The sequence below is a fragment of the Nonomuraea sp. NPDC051941 genome (assembly GCF_044593615.1).
In genome coordinates this window covers 191,647-211,806 of the sequence record NZ_JBIUCF010000012.1, presented here as the reverse complement: position 1 = coordinate 211,806, position 20,160 = coordinate 191,647, and the positions used below count along the sequence as shown (strand labels likewise).

Sequence of the window (20,160 nt, the reverse complement as noted above, 5' to 3'; positions counted from 1 at the left end):
CGCAGGCCCCACCGGGACGATCAGTCGCGGTCCTCGCGGATGACCTCGCCGTGCACCACCCGGCCGCCGTCCGGCACCTTCACGTCCTGGTGGGGCGGGAAGAGGTTCGCGTACGGGGAGCTCGCGGCCAGCCGCTTGACCCGGCGGTCGAAGAACCAGGCGCCCAGGCGGCGCATCAGAGGCCGCGTGAACGGCAGGATGCACAGGAACCCGAAGACGTCGGTGAAGAAGCCCGGCGTCAGCAGCAGCGCGCCGCCCACCAGGACCAGGCCCCCGTCGGCGAGCTCGCGCTCGGGCATCCGGCCGGACCCGATCGCCTCCTGGAGCGCCCGCCAGGCCCTGCGGCCCTCGCGGCGTACCAGCCAGGCGCCGAGCAGGCTGTCGGCGATGAGCAGGGCCACGGTGGCGGGCCCGCCGATCACCGAACCCACCTGGATGAGCAGCCAGATCTCCAGGACGGGGACGACCAGGAAGGCCAGGAAGAGCAGCAGCCGCATCGTTTCCTCGATTCCGCACCAGCGCGTTACACCAGGAACAACGGCCGACGGCCCCAAAGCGTTCCAGGCTGCTAGCGCGCCCTGGGCACCGAGTCGAGCAGCAGCCTGGTGTAGGGATGCTCGGGCTCCGCCAGCACCCTCGCGACGGGCCCACGCTCGACGACCACCCCTCTGTGCAGCACCAGCGTGTCCTCGCACAGGTGGCGTACCACGGCCAGGTCGTGGCTGACGAACAGCAGCGCGACGCCGGATTCGGCGCGCACCCGGTTGAGCAGTTCGAGGATCTGCGCCTGGATGGAGACGTCCAGCGCCGCCACGGCCTCGTCGAGCACGAGCACCGACGGTTCCACGGCCAGCGCCCTGGCGATGGCCAGGCGCTGCCGCTGCCCGCCGCTGAGCTGGTGGGGCCGGGCCCCGGCCTCGCGGCTGCCCAGCCCGACCTGGTCGAGCAGCTCGGGGACGCGCGAGCGGTCCCCGCCGTGCAGCCTGAGCGCCACCTGCAGGCACTCGGCGGCGGTGAGCCTCGGGTCGAGCGACAGATAGGGGTCCTGGAACACCATCTGGATCTCGCGGGCCCGCCGGAGCCGCGCCGCCCGGCCGCGTTCCCTGGCCGAGCGCGCCCGCCCGTCCACGGTGATCGTGCCGGAGTCGGGGGTGACGAGGCCGACGAGCATGCGCGCGATCGTCGTCTTCCCCGACCCGGACTCCCCGACCAGGCCCAGCGAGCCGCCCGGCGGCAGCTCGAAAGACACCTGGTCGGCGGCCACCGAGCCGTGGAAGGACTTGCACAGATCGTGTACGCCGAGCATCACGCCTCCACCAGACGGCAGGCGGCGGAGCCGCCGGACACGGTCACGGGCCGCGGCGACCACTCCTCGCAGGCGTCCGCGGCCCGCGGGCACCGCGGCGCGAACGGGCAGCCGGCGAACGTGTCGTCCAGCGAGGGCGGGCGGCCGGGGATGGGCCGGAGGGGACGGGGATCGTCCAGCTCCGGCGTGCAGGCCAGCAACCCGGCCGTGTACGGGTGCCGGGGGTCCTCGAACAGCTCCTTGGCCGGTCGCGACTCGACCACCGTGCCCGCGTACAGCACGTGCACCCGGTCGCAGAAGGACGCCGCGAGGTGCAGGTCGTGGGTGATGAACAGCATGCCGAGCTCCCGCTCCGCCTGGATTTCCCGCAGCAGGGCCAGCGTCTCGGCCTGGGTGGTGACGTCGAGCGCGCTCGTCGCCTCGTCGGCCAGCAGCAGCGCGGGGTCGGCGGCCAGCGCGGCGGCGACGACCACCCGTTGCAGCATGCCGCCGGACAACTCGTGCGGGTATTGCCGCATGCGCAGCTCGGGATCGCGCAGGCCGACGGCGGCCAGCAGCTCCACCGCCCGGGCGCGCGCCTCGGCCTTGGGGCGGCCCAGCGTGTGCACCATGCGCTCGGTCAGGAAGTCGCCGACCCGGCGGACCGGGTTGAGCGAGGAGCGCGGGTCCTGGTAGATCATCGACACTTGCGAGGCCCGCAGGTCCCTGAGCCGGCCCGGGTCCATCGCGAGCACGTCCTCGCCCGAGACCAGCACCCTGCCGGAGGCGGCCGCCCCGGCGGGCAGCAGCCGCAGCACCGCCCGGGCCAGCGTGGACTTGCCCGATCCCGACTCGCCGACCAGGCCCACGATCTCGCCCTTGCCGACGGCCAGCGACACCTCGCGCAGGATCGGCCGCCGGCCACCCGCCGTGATCGTCAACTCCTCCACGGAGAGCAGCATCAGGTCCCCCTCACGCCCATGCGGTCGGCCAGGCGTACGCCGATCACGTTGAACGACACGACCACCAGCGCGATGGCCGCGCCCGGCACCAGCACCGGCAGGAACGCGCCCTGCACGATCGCCGGTTGCCCTTCCTTGACCATGAGCCCCCAGTCGGACGACGGCGGCTGCGCCCCGAAGCCGAGGAAGCTCAGCGTGGCCAGGCTCATCAGCCCCTCGCCGAACAGCACGACCAGGTAGCCCACGATCGAGCGCGCCATGTTGGGCACCAGGTGCCGGACGCAGATCGCGAACCCGCCCATGCCCTGGACCCGGTAGGCGTCGATGTACGGCTTGCCGCACTCGCCCAGCGCCACGCTCCTGGTGTAGCGGGCGATCGTCGGCGTGTACGCCAGCCCGAGCGCGACCACGGCCGTGGTCATCCCGTTGCCGAACACCGCGACGACCAGCACCACGAACAGCAGCCCGGGGAAGGCGTACATGACGTCGGTCAGCCTGGACACGACGGCGTCCACCCAGCCGCGGTGCCAGGCGGCCAGCGTGCCGAGCGCGACGCCGAGCACGGAGGCGATGGCCAGCAGCGCCAGGGGGCCGATCAGGGAGGTGCGGGCGCCGTACAGGACCCTGGTGAACAGGTCGCGGCCCGACTGGTCGGCGCCGAGCAGGTGCTCGGGCGACATCGGCGCGAGCGTGGCGGCGAAGTCGACCCCGTCCGGCTCGTACGGGGCCACCAGCGGCGCGAACACCGCAGCCACCACGACCAGCACCAGGAAGGCGCCGGCCAGCCGGTAACCGAGCGGCCGGGCGGACTTCGGAGAGAGTGTGGCGACCATCGTGGTCATGCGGCCCTCCGCACCCTGGGGTCGATCAGCGGCTGGGCGAGATCGACGAGCGTGGTCACGAGGATGTACGCGCTCACCATGAGCAACATCACCGCCTGCGTCACCGGGAAGTCGTGCGTGTTGATCGCGTTGACCAGCAGCGAGCCGACGCCGTTGAGCCCGAACGCGGTCTCCACGGTCACCGTGCCCGCCAGCATGCCCGCCGTGACCAGCCCGCACATGGTCACGATCGGCCCCAGCGCGCCCCTGAGCACGTGTCTGACCACGATCAGCCGCTCGGACAGCCCGGACGCGCGGGCCACGGTCACGTGGTCGAGCTCGCGCTGCTCCACCATGGACTGCCGGGTGACCCGGCTGATGATGGCCAGCGCGCCGAGCGCCAGCGTCACGGCGGGCAGCGTCAGGTGCCACAGCGACTGGCCGCCCATGACGGGGAACCAGCCGAGCTGCACACCGAACAGCGAGATCAGCGCCGTGGCCACCACGAAGGGCGGCACCGAGGTGGCGAACGTCGTGCCCGCCACCACCGCCGAGTCGGTGCGCCCGCCGCGCACCGCGGCCAGCACCCCGAGCGCGACCCCGAACACCACGAACAGCACCGCGGCGTACGCCACCAGCCCGAGCGTGCTCGGCAGCCGCGCCATCAGCAGGTCGAAGACCTGGTCGTTGTACTGGGTCGAACGCCCGAGGTCGCCGGTCGCCGCGTCACCGAGCCATCGTGCGTACTGCACCAGGAACGGGTCGTCCAGGTGGTATTCGGCCCGGACGGCGGCCAGGTATTCGGGCGTGAGGTTCTCCTTGCCGCCCGCCAGGAACGTGACCGGGTCGCCGGGCGCCGCGTAGGACGCCCCGAAGATCACGAACGAGGTGGCGAGCAGCGTGACGAGCAGCCCGGCCAGCTTGCGCACCATGGACTCAGCCCTTGGCCCCGAGGTCGGCCGCCCACGGGTAGCCCATGTTCACCTGCGAGGCCGGGGGCCCGGTCACCTTGCTGCCGAGCACGACCGCGTTGGGCACCTCGACCAGCGAGATCCACACCATGTCGGCGGTGAAGCGGCGCTGCAGCTCGATGACGTCCTTGGCGCGGGCCGCGTCGTCGGTGGCGCTCAGCGCCTTGGCGACGAGCTCGTCGTACTCGGGCGAGCTGAACTTGACCCAGTTGTTCGACGAGCCGGTCAGGCCGTTGTCGTAGAAGCCGATCGGGTCGGACTTGGTGATGTACCAGTCGTCGGGCACCAGGTCCACCTGCGCGCGCAGCGACTTGTCGGTGTAGAAGCTGCCGAACTCCGAGGCGGGGACGGTCTTGATCTGCGCGGTCAGCCCGATCTTCTTCGCCGCGTCGACCACCGCGTTGGCGATCACCGTACGGGCCTGCTCGCCGTTGGTCGCCACGATGATCGGCTCCTTCGGCGACCCGGCCTCCTGCACGAGCTTCTTGGCCTCCTCCAGCCGCGGTGTCTCCGGCGACCCCTGCAGCTGGTCGTAGGCCGTCTGGAACGCCTCCTTCTCGTAGGACCACGCCCCCGCCCCGACCGGCACCTTCCACGGCCTGGCCAGCCCCGCGAACCCGGACTTGGCGATGCCCGCCCGGTCGACCGCCAGCGACAGCGCCCGCCGGATCCGCGCGTCCTTCATCACGCCGCGGTCGGTCGGCAGCAGCACGAACACCCGGGTGGTCGCGCCGTAGGCCACGCTCACCGCCTGGTTGCTCTGCAGCGCCACCGCGGGCCCGGTGTCCGACAGGTACGCCCCCTGCGCCGCCCCCGTGACCAGGCTGTTGACCAGCGCCGTGTCCTCGGCCCACTGGAAGGTGACGCTCTTGGTGAGCGGTTTGACGTCCTTGTTCCAGTACGCGTCATAGCGCTCGATCGTCAGCCGGCTGCCGGACTTCCACTCCTTGAGCCGGTAGGGCCCGCTGCAGGCGTCTTCGTGCCCGGGCGTGCCGAAGTCCTTGCCGAGCTCGTCCACGACCTTCTGGTTCAGCACGATGCCCGCGCCGCCCGCGAGGGCCTGCACGAACAGCGCGTTGGGCCGCTCGAACGCGATCGTGACCTCGCGGTCGCCGGTCTTGGTGACCGACTGCACGTCCTCGAACTCGTCGGACTCGTCCTTGCCCTCACCCGAGTGGCGCTTGAGGCTCCACACGACGTCATCGGCGGTGACCGGCGAGCCGTCGTGGAACGTGGCGTCCTGGCGCAGCGTGAGGACCATGGTCTTGGGGTCGGGTTGCTCGGCCTTCTCGGCCAGCCACGGCTTGACCGTCATGTCGGGCTGGGTCTGCATGAGGCGCTCGCAGACGTTGGCCATGACCGTGCGGTTGTCGGTGCCGCCGTCGAGGTCGAGGTCGAGGGTGCCGGGCTCCTGGCCGAGCAGCCAGACGGCGTTGTCGAGCGGGCCTGCCGCCTTCGGCGTGCGGTCGACCAGCGTGAGCGTGGCCGGGTCGGGCGCCTTGGTGGTGGCCGCCGGTCCGCCGCAGGCCGCGGTGAGAGCGGCGAGCCCGAGCAGGGCGAGGGTCTTCTTCACGGGGTCACTTCTCCATGCGGTCCGTCGTAGAGGTTCCAGGGCACGCGCTCGTACTCGTGGTCACAGGGCGTGCCGGCCGCGATCAGGTAGTCGCCCGTGGTGAGGTCGACGCAGCTCGACAGCAGGGTCGCCCACCGTTTGACGGCGGGCTGGGTCTCGTCGGGGTGGGTACAGAGGGACTCGGGGTAGCCCAGGTGGTCGGACATGGCGAGCCTGATGCGCTTGCGGGCCTCGTCGGTGCCGGACGCCTCGGCCACGGTACGCAGCCCGCCCTCGGCCCTGGGCACCCGGAACAGCGAGTCGGCCGAGCCGGGCCGGTAGGTCGCGGCCAGCTGCGGCGGCACGAACGCCTGGTAGTGGTTGCCGTGCACGAGCAGCCCGTCGGTCGGGTACATCCAGCCGATCGCGCCGGGGGTGGTCTCCAGATCGATGGCGAACCCGTCGCGATGGGTGACCAGCGCGTTGCTGGCGATGTGGGCCCGCGACTTGGTCAGCGCCTCCAGCGCGGAGTTGAGGTTGCCGCTGTCGAGCACCTTGCGCCTGATCAGCGTCTGCGGCACGCCCACCGAGTCGTCGAAGCGCCCGCCGAGCCCGTTGGCGTTGAGCGCGATGCCCGCCGAGTTGGCCCCCTGCCGCCCGACCTGCCCCGCCTCCACGTGCATGATGACCGTCGGCCGGCCGGGCTGCACCACCCTCAGCACCATCACCGTGTCGGAGACGCCGTCGCGCCAGTCCCAGTTCTGGCCCGCGTAGACGTGGCCGTCGCCGGAGGCCTCCGGCATCAGCGCGAACGACGTGCACCCGTCGGGCTCCATGGAGCCGAACGTGGTGTCATAGATGATCTCGCCGCGGGCATTGAGCGCCAGGATGTCGAGGAAGCCGACGCCGGCGCCCTCGGCGATGCCCTCCATCTCCTCGACCAGCTCCGGCGCGAACTCCTTGCTGGGCTCGACCCAGCGCGCCGCACGCGCGCCGACCTGCTCCCAGGACAGGCCGCTGGAGTGCGCGAACGCCTCGGCGTAGTAGGCCAGCGCGCGGTGCACACGGTCGCGGGCCTGCTCGCCGTACTGGCGCCCGCGCTCACGCGGAGCGCCGGAGATCTCGACGAGGGGCAGGGATGTGAGGCTCAATGGTGCTCCTTGGACCGGCCGGCGTCCTGTAACGTTCATTTCAAGGGACGGCAAGTCTGTAGCGGTCGTTTCCAAAGACAGAGTAATGAGCGCTACACGGGAGTCAAGAGTCGTAATGGAAAATACACACAGCCCAATCGAGCAGCTCAGGGCCATGGTCAGGCAGCTGTGGGACGAGCTGTCACCGGCCGAGCGGGCCGTGTGCCACTATTTGATCTCGGCCTCGCCCGAGCAGATCCTCTTCGCCAGCGCCCAGGAGCTGGGCGGCGCGACCGGCACCAGCAACGCCACCGTGGTGCGCACCATGCAACGGCTGGGCTTCGGCGGCCTGCCCGGGCTCAAGCGGGCGCTGGCGGCCGAGTTCACCTCGTCCGTGGCGCCCGACGTCCGGCTCAAGCGGCGCATCGGCCACGTGGGCCAGGACCTGTCGGCCATCTGGGAGCGGGTCTTCGACGAGGCCCGCGAACGGATCGACCACTGCCGCCGTCTGCTCGACCCCGAGGCGTACAAGAAGGCCGTGGAGCTGCTGGTCAACGCGCCAGGAGTGCTCGTCTACGGTGCCGGGGCGTCCGACCCGGCGGCCCGCCACCTGGCGCTCAAGCTGGGCCGCCGGGGCCACCGCGCCCGCGCCACCTCGGCCACCGGCTTCGCGCTCGCCGACGACCTGCTCTCGCTGGCCCACGACGAGGTGCTCGTCATCTTCCAGCCCGGCCGGCGGCTCAAGGAGATCACCGTGCTGATCGAGCGGGCCCACGCCGTGGGCGCGGGCATCGTGCTGATCTCCGACGAGCTCGGCGGCGAGTTCGCCGAACACGTGGACGCGGTGCTGGCCGCGCCGCACACCCCCACCGGCATCACCGGCGAGCCCCTGGCCGGCATCCTCGTGGCCGACGCGCTGCTGCTGGCGCTCGACTCGCTCGACGAGCCGCGATCCGTCGAGCACTCCCACCAGCTCAACGCGCTGCGCGAGCAGCTGCTCGGCCCGCGTTTGCGCTAGTGGGGCCGCCGCTCCGCTAGTGGGGGCCGCCGCGCAGCCGCTTGGGCAGGCCCGTGACGCCCCACAGGCCGATGCGCCACAGCGCCTCGGACATGACCTTGCCGCTCATCTTGCTCTTGCCCACCGTCCGCTCCACGAACGTGATGGGCACCTCCACCACCCGTAGCCCGTTCCTGGACGTGCGCAGCGTGAGGTCGACCTGGAAGCAGTAGCCCTGCGACTCCACGCCGGACAGGCCCACCTTCTCCAAGGTGGCGGCGCGGTAGGCGCGGAACCCGGCGGTCGCGTCGCGCACGGGCAGGCCGAGCATCACCCGGGTGTAGAGGTTGGCGCCCTTGGACAGCAGCTCGCGCCGGTGCGGCCAGTTGACGACCTTGCCGCCGGGCACGTAACGCGACCCGATCGCCAGGTCGGCGCCGTCGGCCAGCGCCTCGAGCAGTTTGGGCAGTTCCTCGGGCTGGTGGGAGCCGTCGGCGTCCATCTCGACCAGGACGTCGTAGCCCTCCCGCAGCCCCCAGCGGAACCCGGCGATGTACGCCGCGCCGAGGCCCTGCTTGGTCTCCCGGTGCAGGACGTGGACGTGGTCGTCGCCGTCGGCCAGCCCGTCGGCCACCTCGCCGGTGCCGTCGGGGCTGTTGTCGTCGGCCACGAGCACGTGGACCTCCGGCAGCGCCGCCCGGATCCGCTCCACGATCATGGGCAGGTTGTCGCGCTCGTTGTAGGTCGGTACGACGACGAGCACCCGGCCGAGAGTCTCCATCATCAGTCGTTCCTCATCCGATCGCCTCGCCGCCTGCCCCGCCACGCGGCGACTCCTGCCGCCGCCGCTCCCATCATCATCAATGCCCACTCAGGAACCGCGCCCACCGTGGTGGCGATCGTTTCCTGGGTGCGTACGGGCACCTTGACCACGTTCATGTCCGCGACCAGTTCGCGGGTCTGCCAGGAGACCTTACCGTCAGGTCGGATGTAGGCGGAGATCCCTGTGGTGGCGGCGGCCACGACCGCCCGGTTGTGCTCGACGGCGCGCAGCTTGTACATGGCCAGCTGTTGCGTCGGCAGATTCGACAGCGCGTACGTGGCGTTGTTGGCCTGCATCGCCAGGACCGTGCCCCCGGCGCGCACGGTGCCGCGCACGGTGTCGTCGTAGGCCACCTCGTAGCAGTTGACCGCGCCGATCGTGATCGGGCCCAGCTTCAGGTCGCCCGGCTTGTCCCCCGGGACCGACTGCCGTCCGACCAGGCTCGCCCGCTCCCACAGGGCCAGGACGAGGTCCTTGAACGGCGTGTACTCCCCGAACGGGACCAGATGCTGCTTGTCGTAATAGGCGCCGGGGCCGGTCACCGGGTCCCAGACGAGGCTGCGGGTGGCGCGGGAATCCTCGCCGATCGCGACCACCGCTCCGATCAGCGTCGGGACGCCGACGTCGCGGACGGAGTCCTGGATGATCTCGCGAGCGTACGGGTCCTGGTAGGGGTCGATGTCGGTGGAGTTCTCGGGGAGGACGACCGCGTCGGGTTTGGGGAGTTTTCCTTCGCGTACGGCCTGGGCCAGGCGCTTCGTCTCATTGGCATGATTTTTCAGGACAACGGCGGGTTCGTCCCCCAGGAAGCCCATGCCCCTTCCCGGGACGTTTCCCTGGACGATGCCGACGTTGACCGTCCGCCCCTCGTCGCCCGGCCTGGGGAGCGCCAGCGTCAGCACCGGCACGGCCAGCGCCAGGATCGCCGGCACGGCCCTGCGCCACCCGCCCTCGACCTTGGGCCGGACCAGGACGGCGTAGGCCAGCAGGGCGCCGCACAAGGCCACGGCGAACGACACCAGGGGCGCGCCGCCCAGCGCGGCGTACTGCGTGAACAGGGACTCGCTCTGACTGAACGCCAGCCGCGCCCACGGGAACCCGCCGATGGGCACCTGGCTGCGGGCCCACTCCATGGCCACCCACAGCCCGCCGAACCACAGCGGCCACGCGCGCAGCCTGAACACCAGCGCGGCCAGGGCGGCCATGACGGCGTAGAACACGCTCTCCGTGGCGACCAGCATCAGCCAGACGTCGTCGCCGATGGGCCGCACCCAGGCGAGGGTGGGCAGCAGGAACACCAGGGCGATCACGTAGCCCAGCCAGGCGGCCCTCCTGGGCCGGGTGCCGTAGAGGGACGCGACGATCAGCCCGACGCCGATCGGGGCGGCCGGCCACCAGTTGAGCGACGGGAACGCGGTGTACAACGCCACCCCGCCGACCACACCCGCCACAACACGGGCCCACAGCACCCGCCCTGACTCCGCGCCACCTGGACCCACCGTCTCGGACGCAGCCGGCCCCTTGGAGGCGGGTGCGGCGTCGGGCGCAGGCGCGGCGTCGGCGTCGGCGTCGGATGGCGTGGCGGGGTCGGGAGCGGAGGCGGTGGGTGATGCGGTGTCAGGCGAAGGTGTCTCTTCGGGCGAGCCTTCGCGGGCAGGGGCGGCGGTGGGCGGTGGCGTGGGCTCGGGTCCGGCCGCAGGCGCCGCGCCCGTGAGAGCTGCGTCCGTGAGAGCCGCATCCACGAAGGCCGCGTCCGGGGCGTCGGCGCGAGCCGGCTCACGCCCGGGGGTGGGCGGTAGGCTCGTTCTCTCCTGAACCACTCCGGGGTCTCCTCCGCCGAATCGCACGCCTGCTTGCGAAAACGCTACCGCCCCACAGGGGCGGTCGAAGCCAGCGCAGCACCGGAAGATCGAAAGAATCGGCGTTTCACGCCGGGAGGCGGCAGGGTGATCCCGCGACCTACGGGACCACCCGGCGCACATGTCGGTCCTGCGCACGAGAGCGGGAAGAGGGCCCGGAAACCCTTCGGACCGGACCCGTCTCGTCGGCGGCGAGCTCGGAATTCCGTTGTCTACTGGGCTCCCGGACCCGTCCCGGGTCCAACCCCCCGCCCGGTTGGGGTGCCCCGACTCGACGGACCGACGGCCCTGCACCTGGCTGTGTGGACGGAGTCACACTCCGTCACGGACGCAGGATCCGACGATGTCAGAGACGGCCAACCGGCCAAGTCCCGTGCTGGACTGCGCAGCAAACTACCGACTCCACCTCAGATGTCAACCGTGTCCCGATCAGCAGAAACATCAAGTTTTCGCAGGTAGGACATGGGGGCTTAAGCCGGTCAAAGGTCATTAGAGGACGCCTGGGAGCGGCTCGGCAAGCCCCTCAGAGCCTGCGACAGCGGCCGCTCGTGCACCACTCCGAGCCTTTGCGTGGCGCGGGTGAGAGCAACATACAGGTCGCTCGGACCCCGTGGCGACTGGGCGGCGATGAGGTCGGGCTCGGCCACGATCACCGAGTCGAACTCCAGCCCCTTCGCGTCCGCCACCCCCATCACGGCCACCGGCGCGTCGAGGGCCGCCGCCGCCCCGGCCCGCCCCACGCCCGTCGCCACCGCCCCGGCCTGGTCCGTGCCGGACCGCGCCGCCGCGCGTCCCGCCCCGGATCCCGGGTTCCCGGCGCGGCCCGGGCCGGGCGTCACCACCACCGCGCCCGTCACCGTGGCGGCCACTTCCGCCCCCAGCGACTCCAGCAGCGCGTCCGGCACCACCACGGCGACCTTGCCGCCCTCCCCCACCTCGGCCTTGACCAGCTCCGGCAGCGCCGGCAGCGGCGCCGACCACGGCTCCACGCCGAGCTCGCGCACGGACGTGGGCGCCTGCAGGGCGGGGTCGATGGTGGCCAGCACCCGGGCGGCCACCTCCATCAGCTCCACCGGCGTGCGGTAGTTGACGGTGAGCCTCTCCTGACGCCAGCGCCCGGCCACGTACGGGTCGAGGACCTCCTCCCACGACCGCGCCCCGGCCGCCGACCCGGTCTGCGCGATGTCCCCGACGATCGTCATCGACCGCGTCGGGCACCGCCGCATGACCGCCCGCCACGCCATGTGCGACAGCTCCTGCGCCTCGTCCACGATCACGTGCCCGTAGGCCCAGGTGCGGTCGGCCGCCGCACGCTCGGCGGTGGTGAGGTAGGGGCCCTCGCCGCGCTGGCGCTCGGCCAGGCGCTCGGCCTCCATGACGTCGGACAGCCCGGTCAGCTCCAGGACCTCGCGCGCGTAGGCGAGCTCGGCCTCGCGCTCGCTCTCCTCGGCCTGCCTGGCGGCGGCCAGCTCCTCCTCGGCCTGCATCGCGCTGGCCCGCAGCACCTGCTCGTCGATCTCGCCGAGCAGCTCGGCGGCCTCGTCCAGCAGCGGCACGTCCGACTCGGTCCACTCCCCGCCGTCGCGCCGCAGCAGGGCGCGTTCCTGCGGGCTCAGCTCGGAGGCGGCGTAGCCGAGGCGCTCCGGGGAGCCGTACAGGCCGAGCAGCAGCCGCTGCGGCGTCAGGTACGGCCACAGCCGGTTGAGCGCGGACTTGACCACCGGCTCGGTACGCAGCTCCTCACGCAGGTCGGCCAGCTCGTCGTCGCCGATGAGCCCCTTGCCGATCTTGCGGGCCTGCTGCCTGGCCAGGGCGTTCAGCAGCGACCGGACGAACACGGCGCGCGCCTGGTTGTGCGGCCGGCGGGAGCGGGTGGCCTTGTTGCGCGCGCCGTCGAGCATGGAACGGTCGATGGTGAGCGTGATGCGCCCGATGGTGAGCTCGACGGGCTTGCGCGGCACCCGCTGCCGGTCGCGTACGGCCTTGGCGATCACCTCGGCCATGCGCGCGTCGCCCTTGAGCGCGGCCACCTCGGGCCGCTCCCTGGCGGTGGCGGTCACGCCCGGGTACAGCTCCCCGACCGTGGACAGCAGCACGTCGGTCTCGCCGAGCGAGGGCAGCACCTGCTCGATGTAGCGCAGGAAGGTGAGGTTGGGCCCGAGGATGAGCACGCCGCGCCGCTCGAGCCGTTCGCGGTGGGTGTAGAGCAGGTACGCGGCGCGGTGCAGCGCGACGACCGTCTTGCCGGTGCCGGGCCCGCCCTGGACGACCAGCACGCCGTTCAGGTCGCTGCGGATGACGCGGTCCTGCTCGCCCTGGATGGTCGCCACGATGTCGCGCATGCGGCCGGTGCGCCGCTCGTCGAGCGCGGCCAGCAGGGCCGCCTCGCCGTTGAGCGTGGCGCGGTCGTCGTCGGTGAGCGAGTCGAGGTCGAGCAGGTCGTCGTCGACGCCGATCACGGCGCGGCCCTTGGTCTGCAGGTGGCGACGCCTGGTCAGGCCCATCGGAGCGGCCGGGGTGGCACGGTAGAACGGCTGCGCGACCGGCGCGCGCCAGTCGATGAGCAGGCGCAGCTGCTCGTCGTCGGTCATGCCGAGCTTGCCGATGTACAGCCGGCCCTCGTCGACATGATCGAGGCGACCGAAAATCAGGCCGCGCTCGACCGCCCAGAGCCGGGCGAGCCTGGAGGCGTACATCTCGGCGAACGTGTCGCGCTCCGACCTGTTCTGCATCGTGCCGACGGCGCCCGTGGCCAGCACCTCCTTGAGCTGCCGCTGGGTACGCTCGCGCAGCTCGTCGAGGCGGTCGTAGAGTCGGGTGACGTACGCCTGCTCCCTGGCGAGCTCTGTTTGACGAGTTGCCGCCTGACCGTTATTGTGGTTAATGAGACACTCCGGGCCATTCTGCTTGTTGTTACGACAAACGACGACATTAGCACGCCTGTTGAGGCACTCCCACTTGCTTTCTCTCTCCGATCTCTTTCCTTGTTACGGCTTGGTTTCACCTGCATCCGGCTCTTGACCCACGGGGCCGGACTCCCTATGTTCCGAGTTAGGAAAGTTTCCTAACTCGCAAGGAGTCCATCCGTGAGCGGTCCGGTACCGGGGACCCCCAGTCTGCTACGTGCCATCAATGATCGCGCCGCCCTGCAGGCACTCCTCGAACGCGGTCCGCTGACCCGCCCCGAGATCGGCACCCTCACCGGGCTGTCCAAGCCGACGGCGTCCCAGCTCCTCGCCCGGCTGCAGGAGGCCGGGCTGGTGGTGCTCGACGGCATCAGGGAGGGCCTGCCGGGGCGTACGGCGGAGGTCTACCGGATCAACCCGGCGGCGGCGTACGTGGCCGCGCTGGACGTCACGCCCGACCGGATCGAGGCCAAGGTGGCCGACATCACCGGCACGATCGTCGGCGAGCACACGCTCCCGACCCCGCGCCGGCCCCCCGGCGAGCTGGTGGACCGCCTGAACGCGGCTCTGGAGGGCGCGAGCCCGCCGGACAAGCTGCGCCGGGTCGTGATCGGCGTGCAGGCCGCCATCGACCCGTCCACCGGCAGGCTGGGGTACGCGGCCGCCAAGGACGTGCCCGGCTGGCAGCTCCCCGACCTGGTGCCGACCCTCAGCGCGGGCCTGGGCGTGCCGGTGGACGTGGAGAACAACGTCAACCTGGTCGCGGTGGCCGAGCAGGCGCACGGGGCGGCCCAGGGCCATCAGGACTTCGTGCTGCTGTGGGCCGACGAGGGCATCGGCTCGGCCATCGTGCTGGGCGGCCGGATACACCGGGGCGCCACGGGCGGCGCGGGCGAGGTGGGCTACATGCCGACCCCGGGCGCGCCGACGGCCCGCGAGGCGGGGCGCTACGCCAATCACGGCTACCAGGCGCTCACCGGCGGCCCGGCGGTGCTGAAGCTGCTGCGCTCGTACGGCGTGCGCGGCGGCGACTTCCCGCACGCGGTCGCCAACGCCGTGCGGGCGGCCGAGGGGAAGGGCCAGAAGGCCGACGACGCCAGGGCGGGGCTGCGCGACATCGCCGCCCGGCTGGCCGTGGGCCTGGCCGCGATCACGTCCGTCGTGGACCCCGGACTGATCGTGCTGACCGGCGGCGTCGTGCTGTCGGGCGGCGAGACCCTGCGCGAGCTGGTCGAACACGAGCTGCACGCGCTCACCATCCCGCAGCCCCGGGTCCGGCTGTCGAGCGTCGAGGGCAACCCCGTCCTCGCCGGCGCCCTCGATCTGGCTCTTGCCACCGTACGCGAAGAGGTTTTCAGCTCAACCGTTCCGACATGATCCACCACGGCAGGAGGCACCCCCCGTGCGCTTCGTCCCTCTGTCGGTCGCCGCGGCTCTCGCGCTGACCGCCTGCACTCTGAGCGGGTGCACCGCGAACAAACAGGCAGGGCCGTCGCTCGGCGCCCAGCCCAAACCTTCGGGCTCGGCCTCGCAGGCGCTCCCGGCGGCCACGCTGGAGCTGTGGCACGGGTTCAACACGGACGCCGAGGTCAAGGCGTTCGAGGAGGCCATCGCGGGCTTCAATAAGAAATTCCCGCAGATCACCGTCAAGGCCGTCAAGAACGTGCAGGACGACCAGATCACCCAGGCCATCCGGGGTGGGAACGCGCCCGACGTGGCGGCCTCGTTCACCACCGACAGCGTGGCCCAATGGTGCAAGTCGGGAGCGTTCCAGGATCTCACCCCGGTGATCAAGCAGGACGGGATCGACCTGTCGGTGCTGCCCGAGGTGGCGCGCTCGTACTCGGGCTTCGAGGGCAAGCAGTGCACGCTGCCGCTGCTGGCGGACGCGTACGGGCTCTACTACAACAAGGCGCTGATGAAGGGCGGTCAGCCGCCCAAGACGCTGAGCGAGCTGACCGCGCTGGCCAAGAAGCTCACCGTGCGCGACGCCGACGGCACGATCAAGGTGGCCGGGTTCATCCCTAGCGTCCAGTACTACGAGAACAGCCCCACCCACCTGGCCCCCATGGTGGGCGCCAAGTGGTACAACGACGACGGCACCTCGGCCATCGGCTCCGACCCGGCCTGGAAGCGGCTGCTGACCTGGCAGAAGGAGCTCGTCGACTGGTACGGCTACGCCAACCTGGAGAAGTTCCGCAAGAGCCTGGGCGACGAGTGGAGCGCCAAACACCCGTTCTACCAGGGCAAGGTGGCCATGGTCCTGGACGGCGAGTGGCGAAACGCCATGATCGCCAACGAGGCGAAGGACCTCGACTACGGCACCGCTCCCCTGCCCGTCGCCGACGACCGGCCCGACCTGTACGGCAGCGGCTTCACCGCGGGCACCGTGATCGGCGTGCCGAAGGGGGCCAAGCATCCGCAGCAGGCGTGGGAGCTGGTCAAGCACCTCACCACGGACACCGCCTCGCTGGTGACGCTGTCGAACGCGCTGCGCAACGTGCCGACGACAAAGGCGTCGATGGAGTCCCCCGAGCTGGCCAAGGACGCCAATTTCACGACGTTCCTGAACATCTTCGCCCACCCGAAGACCTCGACCATCCCCGCCAGCGTGAACAGCGTCTTCAACCAGGAGGTCATGGGCACGTTCGTGACCAAGTGGGAGAAGGGCGGCGTACCCGATCTGGACGCCGGGCTGAAAGGCGTGGACAAGCAGATCGACGACAAGCTGAAGCTGACCGGGGGCTGAGGTGGCCGCGCTCGCTGACGTGTGGCGGCGCCGAGAGGGCCTGCGGGCCCTCGTGTGGCTGTCGCCGTGGATCGCCGGGGTGTCGATCTTCTTCGTCTACCCGCTGCTGTCCACGGTGTACTTCTCCTTCCACCGCTACGACATGTACACCCTCGAGTTCGCCGGCCTGGACAACTACCGCTACCTGTTCGCGGACCCCAGGGTGCTGACCTCGGCGAAGAACACGCTGTGGCTGGTGCTCATCATGGTGCCGGCGACCGTGCTGTGCTCGCTGGCGCTGGCGCAGCTCGTGGTGCGGCTCAAGGCCGGCGTCGGGCTGTTCCGCACGATCTTCTACCTGCCGTCGCTGGTGCCGCTGGCGGCCGGCACGATCACGTTCGTCTTCCTGATGAACCCGGCGACCGGGCCGTGGAACCAGTTCCTGGCCCTGTTCGGGGTCCGGGGGCCCGACTGGTTCGGCGATCCGGCCTGGTCGAAGCCGAGCCTGACGCTGCTGTCGCTGTGGAGCTGCGGCCAGCTCGTCGTGATCTTCATGGCGGCGCTGCTGGACGTGCCCAGGCACCTGTACGAGGCCGCGGCCATCGACGGGGCGGGAGCGTGGCGGCAGTTCCGCAGCGTGACACTGCCCGCGATCGCGCCCGTGCTGATGTTCTCCCTGGTCACGAACGTCATCTACGCCCTGCAGTACTTCACGCAGGCGATGATCGCCTCGCGGGTGGCCTCGGGCGAGACGGACTCGCCGGGCAGCTCGTTCTCGCCCGGCTATCCGGACGAGTCGCTGCTGACGCTGCCGCAGTGGCTGTTCCAGGTCGGCTTCCGCGACTACTCCATGGGGTACGCGTGCGTGCTCGCGCTGCTCCTGTTCGCCACCTCGATGATCTTCACGCTGATCCTGCTGCGGCAGTTCCGCAAGGCCGAGGAGGCGTCATGAGTGCCACGATCGTCGACCCGGGCACCGCGCCGCCCCGTCCGGTGGCCGCGCACGCCCGGCGGGACGGCGTCCGGGCCCGCAGGCGGCGGGTGCTGGTGTGGATCGCCACGCACGCGCTGGCCGTCGCGCTGGCGCTGATGTTCCTGGCGCCGGTGGTGTTCATCGCGCTGACCGCGCTGATGACCGACCAGCAGGCGCTGACCAGCGACCTGTGGCCGCACAGCTGGAACTGGGACAACTTCGCCGTGGTGTTCGAGAAGTCGATGCTGCTGCGGTGGGCGGCCAACACGCTCATGTACGCGGTGCTCGGGACGGTGTTCACGGTGGTGTCGTCGGTGCCGGTGGCGTACGCGCTGGCCAAGTTCCGCTTTCGCGGGCGGCGGCTGGCGTTCCTGCTGGTGATCACCGCGATGATGCTGCCGCCGCAGGTCATCGCGGTGCCGATCTACCTGGTGTGGGCGCGGCTGGGGCTGACGGACAGCCTGTGGCCGCTGATCCTGCCGATGCTGCTCGGGGACGCGTTCTCGATCTTCCTGCTGCGGCAGTTCCTGGTCACGATCCCGCGCGACTACACCGACGCGGCCAAGGTGGACGGCTGCTCCGACTTCACGACCCTCGTCAGGGTGGTCCTGCCGATGGCCCGCCCGGCCATCGCGGCGGTCGCCCTGTTCCAGTTCTTCTACTGCTGGAACGACTACTACGGGCCGCTGCTGTACGCCGGCGTCGAACAGGACCACCTGACGCTGTCGCTCGGCCTGGCCACGTTCAAGGCGTTCCACAGCGTGCAGTGGAACCTCACCATGGCCGCCACGCTGCTGGTGACCGCACCGGTGATCATCGTGTTCTTCTTCGCCCAGCGAGTGTTCATCGAGGGCGTGACTTTGACGGGAGTGAAGGGTTGAAACTGGCCGTGGTCGGGGGCGGCTCGACGTACACGCCTGAGCTGGTCGACGGCTTCGCGCGGTTGCGCGACGAGCTGCCGGTGACGGAGATCGCACTGATAGACCCCGACACCGCGCGCCTGGAGCTGGTGGCGGGCGTGTCGCGGCGGATGCTGGCGCACGCGGGGCACCCGGCGCGCGTGCTGGCCACCTCCTCGGTGGAGGAGGGGGTCGCGGGGGCGCAGGTGGTGCTGTTCCAGCTCAGGGTGGGCGGGCAGGCGGCTCGGGAGGTGGACGAGACGCTGCCGCTGCGCTGCGGGTGCGTGGGGCAGGAGACGACGGGCGCGGGCGGGCTGGCCAAGGCGCTGCGCACGGTGCCGGTCGTGCTGGAGATCGCCTCGGTGGTACGCGCGCTGGCGCCGCAGGCGTGGATCGTGGACTTCACGAACCCCGTCGGCATCGTCACCCGGGCCCTCCTGGACGCCGGGCACCGGGCGATCGGGCTGTGCAACGTGGCGATCGGCTTCCAGCGCAGCTTCGCCGGGTGGCTGGGAGTGGAGCCCTCGCGGGTCTCGCTCGGCCACGTCGGGCTGAACCACCTGACCTGGGAGCGGTCCGTCCACCTGGACGGCGAGGACGTCCTGCCGGCCATCCTGCGCTCGCACGGGCAGGAGATCGCCGACAGCCTCGGGCTGCGGCCGGAGCTGCTGGAGCGGCTGCGCTCGGTCCCCTCCTACTACCTGCGCTACTTCTACGCGCACGACGCCGTGGTGCGCGAGCAGCGCGCCAAGCCGTCGCGGGCGGCCGAGGTGGCGGCGCTGGAGCGGCGGCTGCTGGAGATGTACGCCGACCCGGCCGTGGTGACCAAGCCGGAGCTGCTGTCGGAGCGCGGCGGGGCGTTCTACTCGGAGGCGGCGGTGGCGCTGATCGCGTCGCTGCTCGGGGACCGGGGGGACACTCAGGTGGTGAACGTCCGGAACGGCGGCACGCTGCCGTTCCTCGACGAGGCGGCGGTGATCGAGGTGCCCGCGGCCGTCGGGGCCCGGGGCGCGGTGCCGCTGCCGGTGCCGCCGGTCGAGCCGCTGTACGCCGGGCTGATCGCGCACGTCTCCGCGTACGAGCGCCTGGCCCTGGACGCGGCGCTGCACGGCGGCGCGGACCGGGTGCGGGACGCCCTGCTCGCCCATCCGCTGGTCGGGCAGGACGAGATCGCCGAGGAGCTGACGGGCCTGCTCCTCGAGGCGAACCGCGCGCATCTGCCGTGGGCGGTGGGCTAGTGGGGCGCCCGCGGCTCGTGCTGGCGGTGGACGGCGGCAACAGCAAGACCGACGTGGCGGTGATCTCTGAGCACGGCGAGGTGCTCGCCACGGGCCGCTCGGGGCCGTTCGCGCCGCAGCGCGACGGGGCGGCGGCGGCGGTGGGCGTGGTGCGGGACGCGCTCGCCGCCCTGGGGGCGGAGGCGTGGTCCGACGCAGGGCCTGAGGGCGGGTTCGACCACGTGTCGGCCTGCCTGGCGGGGGCGGACCTGCCGGTCGAGGAGGAGGCGCTGGCGCGGGAGTTCGCGGCCAGGGGGTTCGGCCGGGACGTGGTGGTGCGCAACGACACGTTCGCGCTCCTGCGGGCCGGGGCGTCGGCCGCGTGGGGGGTGGCGGTGGTGTGCGGGGCCGGCATCAACGCGGTCGGCGTCTCCCCCGCGGGCGCGGTGGCCCGCTTCCCCGCTCTCGGGCGGATCAGCGGCGACTGGGGCGGCGGCCAGGGCCTGGCGGAGGAGGCGCTGTGGCACGCGGTCCGCGCCGAGGACGGGCGCGGCGTGCCGACCGCGCTGACCGGGCTGATCACGTCCTACTTCGGCACGGCGACGGTCGAGGAGCTCGTGCTGGAGGTGCACTTCGGCCGGCTGAGCGAGGAACGCCTGCACGAGCTGTCGCCGGGCGTGCTCGCGGCGGCCGGGGACGGGGACGCGGTGGCCAGGTCGCTGGTGGAGCGGCAGGCGGAGGAGGTGACGGTGATGGCGGAGGTGTGCCTGCGCCGCCTCGGCCTGCTGGAGACGCCGACCGAGGTGGTGCTGGGCGGGGGCCTGCTGACGGCCCGGGATCCGCTGCTGACGTCGCTGCTGGACTCCTCCTTCGCGGTACGGACGCCGCGGGCGAAGCCGGTGCTGGCCGACGTGCCCCCGATCGTGGGCGCGGGGCTGCTCGGCCTGGAGCACCTCGGGGCGGCGGAGAGCGCCAAGGCCCGCCTGCGCGCCCGCTACGAGCCGCCTGGCCGGGGCTGAGCGCTCAAGGGTGGTTGA

17 protein-coding genes are annotated in these 20,160 nt (G+C 71.6%); 7 read left to right on the top strand and 10 right to left on the bottom strand.

Annotated elements, in window-relative coordinates; genetic code table 11:
• Window positions 1–20: 20 nt before the first annotated feature.
• The 7 genes from ACIHFD_RS21880 to ACIHFD_RS21850 form a co-directional block, all read right to left on the bottom strand.
• Complete coding sequence (locus tag ACIHFD_RS21880) at window positions 21–497, bottom strand: FxsA family protein (protein ID WP_397368448.1); 477 nt, start codon at window positions 495–497, stop codon at window positions 21–23.
• Window positions 498–568: 71 nt separating this feature from the next.
• Window positions 569–1,306, bottom strand: coding sequence for an ATP-binding cassette domain-containing protein (locus ACIHFD_RS21875; protein WP_355198898.1), 738 nt, complete (start codon window positions 1,304–1,306; stop codon window positions 569–571).
• Window positions 1,306–2,247: an ABC transporter ATP-binding protein gene (locus ACIHFD_RS21870; protein ID WP_350734587.1), complete on the bottom strand. Its 942-nt coding sequence runs from the start codon at window positions 2,245–2,247 to the stop codon at window positions 1,306–1,308. Before ACIHFD_RS21870 ends, ACIHFD_RS21875 begins: the two co-directional genes overlap by 1 nt.
• Window positions 2,247–3,089, bottom strand: coding sequence for an ABC transporter permease (locus tag ACIHFD_RS21865; RefSeq protein WP_397368447.1), 843 nt, complete (start codon window positions 3,087–3,089; stop codon window positions 2,247–2,249). Before ACIHFD_RS21865 ends, ACIHFD_RS21870 begins: the two co-directional genes overlap by 1 nt.
• Window positions 3,086–4,000 (bottom strand): ABC transporter permease, encoded by a 915-nt coding sequence (locus tag ACIHFD_RS21860; RefSeq protein WP_397368446.1) that lies wholly within the window; start codon window positions 3,998–4,000, stop codon window positions 3,086–3,088. The genes ACIHFD_RS21865 and ACIHFD_RS21860 overlap by 4 nt, the downstream gene beginning before the upstream one ends.
• A 4-nt stretch (window positions 4,001–4,004) precedes the next feature.
• A complete protein-coding gene (locus tag ACIHFD_RS21855; protein ID WP_397368445.1) occupies window positions 4,005–5,612 on the bottom strand; it encodes an ABC transporter substrate-binding protein in 1,608 nt (535 codons plus the stop codon).
• Window positions 5,609–6,742, bottom strand: coding sequence for a C45 family peptidase (locus ACIHFD_RS21850; protein ID WP_350734594.1), 1,134 nt, complete (start codon window positions 6,740–6,742; stop codon window positions 5,609–5,611). The genes ACIHFD_RS21855 and ACIHFD_RS21850 overlap by 4 nt, the downstream gene beginning before the upstream one ends.
• 154 nt (window positions 6,743–6,896) lie before the next feature.
• On the opposite strand from ACIHFD_RS21850, the gene ACIHFD_RS21845 reads away from it, so the two are divergent.
• A complete protein-coding gene (locus tag ACIHFD_RS21845) occupies window positions 6,897–7,739 on the top strand; it encodes a MurR/RpiR family transcriptional regulator (RefSeq protein WP_397368444.1) in 843 nt (280 codons plus the stop codon).
• Window positions 7,740–7,755: 16 nt separating this feature from the next.
• Here the strand turns inward: ACIHFD_RS21845 and ACIHFD_RS21840 are convergent, their stop codons facing one another.
• The 3 genes from ACIHFD_RS21840 to ACIHFD_RS21830 form a co-directional block, all read right to left on the bottom strand.
• Window positions 7,756–8,502 carry a polyprenol monophosphomannose synthase gene (locus ACIHFD_RS21840; RefSeq protein WP_363968680.1) on the bottom strand — a complete coding sequence of 249 codons (747 nt, stop codon included), beginning with the start codon at window positions 8,500–8,502 and terminating at the stop codon, window positions 7,756–7,758.
• Entirely contained in the window at window positions 8,502–9,971 is a 1,470-nt protein-coding gene (gene lnt, locus ACIHFD_RS21835; protein WP_397368443.1) for an apolipoprotein N-acyltransferase, read from the bottom strand. The genes ACIHFD_RS21840 and lnt overlap by 1 nt, the downstream gene beginning before the upstream one ends.
• A 908-nt stretch (window positions 9,972–10,879) precedes the next feature.
• Window positions 10,880–13,159, bottom strand: a complete 2,280-nt coding sequence (locus tag ACIHFD_RS21830; protein WP_397368442.1) for a HelD family protein — start codon at window positions 13,157–13,159, stop codon at window positions 10,880–10,882.
• Window positions 13,160–13,486: 327 nt separating this feature from the next.
• Here ACIHFD_RS21830 and ACIHFD_RS21825 point away from each other — a divergent pair, with 327 nt between their 5' ends.
• The 6 genes from ACIHFD_RS21825 to ACIHFD_RS21800 are packed head-to-tail and all read left to right on the top strand — an operon-like array spanning window position 13,487 to window position 20,142.
• A complete protein-coding gene (locus tag ACIHFD_RS21825; protein ID WP_397368441.1) occupies window positions 13,487–14,683 on the top strand; it encodes an ROK family transcriptional regulator in 1,197 nt (398 codons plus the stop codon).
• Window positions 14,684–14,708: 25 nt separating this feature from the next.
• Window positions 14,709–16,055 carry an ABC transporter substrate-binding protein gene (locus ACIHFD_RS21820; RefSeq protein WP_397368440.1) on the top strand — a complete coding sequence of 449 codons (1,347 nt, stop codon included), beginning with the start codon at window positions 14,709–14,711 and terminating at the stop codon, window positions 16,053–16,055.
• Between the two features lies 1 nt (window position 16,056).
• Window positions 16,057–16,986: a sugar ABC transporter permease gene (locus tag ACIHFD_RS21815; protein ID WP_355198912.1), complete on the top strand. Its 930-nt coding sequence runs from the start codon at window positions 16,057–16,059 to the stop codon at window positions 16,984–16,986.
• Window positions 16,983–17,888: a carbohydrate ABC transporter permease gene (locus ACIHFD_RS21810; RefSeq protein WP_397368439.1), complete on the top strand. Its 906-nt coding sequence runs from the start codon at window positions 16,983–16,985 to the stop codon at window positions 17,886–17,888. Before ACIHFD_RS21815 ends, ACIHFD_RS21810 begins: the two co-directional genes overlap by 4 nt.
• Window positions 17,885–19,144 carry a 6-phospho-beta-glucosidase gene (locus tag ACIHFD_RS21805; RefSeq protein ID WP_397368438.1) on the top strand — a complete coding sequence of 420 codons (1,260 nt, stop codon included), beginning with the start codon at window positions 17,885–17,887 and terminating at the stop codon, window positions 19,142–19,144. Before ACIHFD_RS21810 ends, ACIHFD_RS21805 begins: the two co-directional genes overlap by 4 nt.
• A complete protein-coding gene (locus tag ACIHFD_RS21800; RefSeq protein ID WP_397368437.1) occupies window positions 19,144–20,142 on the top strand; it encodes an N-acetylglucosamine kinase in 999 nt (332 codons plus the stop codon). The genes ACIHFD_RS21805 and ACIHFD_RS21800 overlap by 1 nt, the downstream gene beginning before the upstream one ends.
• Window positions 20,143–20,160: the final 18 nt, after the last annotated feature.

Excerpts from the sequence above, each read along its gene's own strand:
- ACIHFD_RS21880 (WP_397368448.1), bottom strand. The coding sequence starts at position 497 with ATGCGGCTGCTGCTCTTCCTGGCCTTCCTGGTCGTCCCCGTCCTGGAG.
- ACIHFD_RS21875 (WP_355198898.1), bottom strand. The coding sequence starts at position 1,306 with ATGCTCGGCGTACACGATCTGTGCAAGTCCTTCCACGGCTCGGTGGCC.
- ACIHFD_RS21870 (WP_350734587.1), bottom strand. The coding sequence starts at position 2,247 with ATGCTGCTCTCCGTGGAGGAGTTGACGATCACGGCGGGTGGCCGGCGG.
- ACIHFD_RS21865 (WP_397368447.1), bottom strand. The coding sequence starts at position 3,089 with ATGACCACGATGGTCGCCACACTCTCTCCGAAGTCCGCCCGGCCGCTC.
- ACIHFD_RS21860 (WP_397368446.1), bottom strand. The coding sequence starts at position 4,000 with ATGGTGCGCAAGCTGGCCGGGCTGCTCGTCACGCTGCTCGCCACCTCG.
- ACIHFD_RS21845 (WP_397368444.1), top strand. The coding sequence starts at position 6,897 with ATGGTCAGGCAGCTGTGGGACGAGCTGTCACCGGCCGAGCGGGCCGTG.
- ACIHFD_RS21840 (WP_363968680.1), bottom strand. The coding sequence starts at position 8,502 with ATGATGGAGACTCTCGGCCGGGTGCTCGTCGTCGTACCGACCTACAAC.
- ACIHFD_RS21810 (WP_397368439.1), top strand. The coding sequence starts at position 16,983 with ATGAGTGCCACGATCGTCGACCCGGGCACCGCGCCGCCCCGTCCGGTG.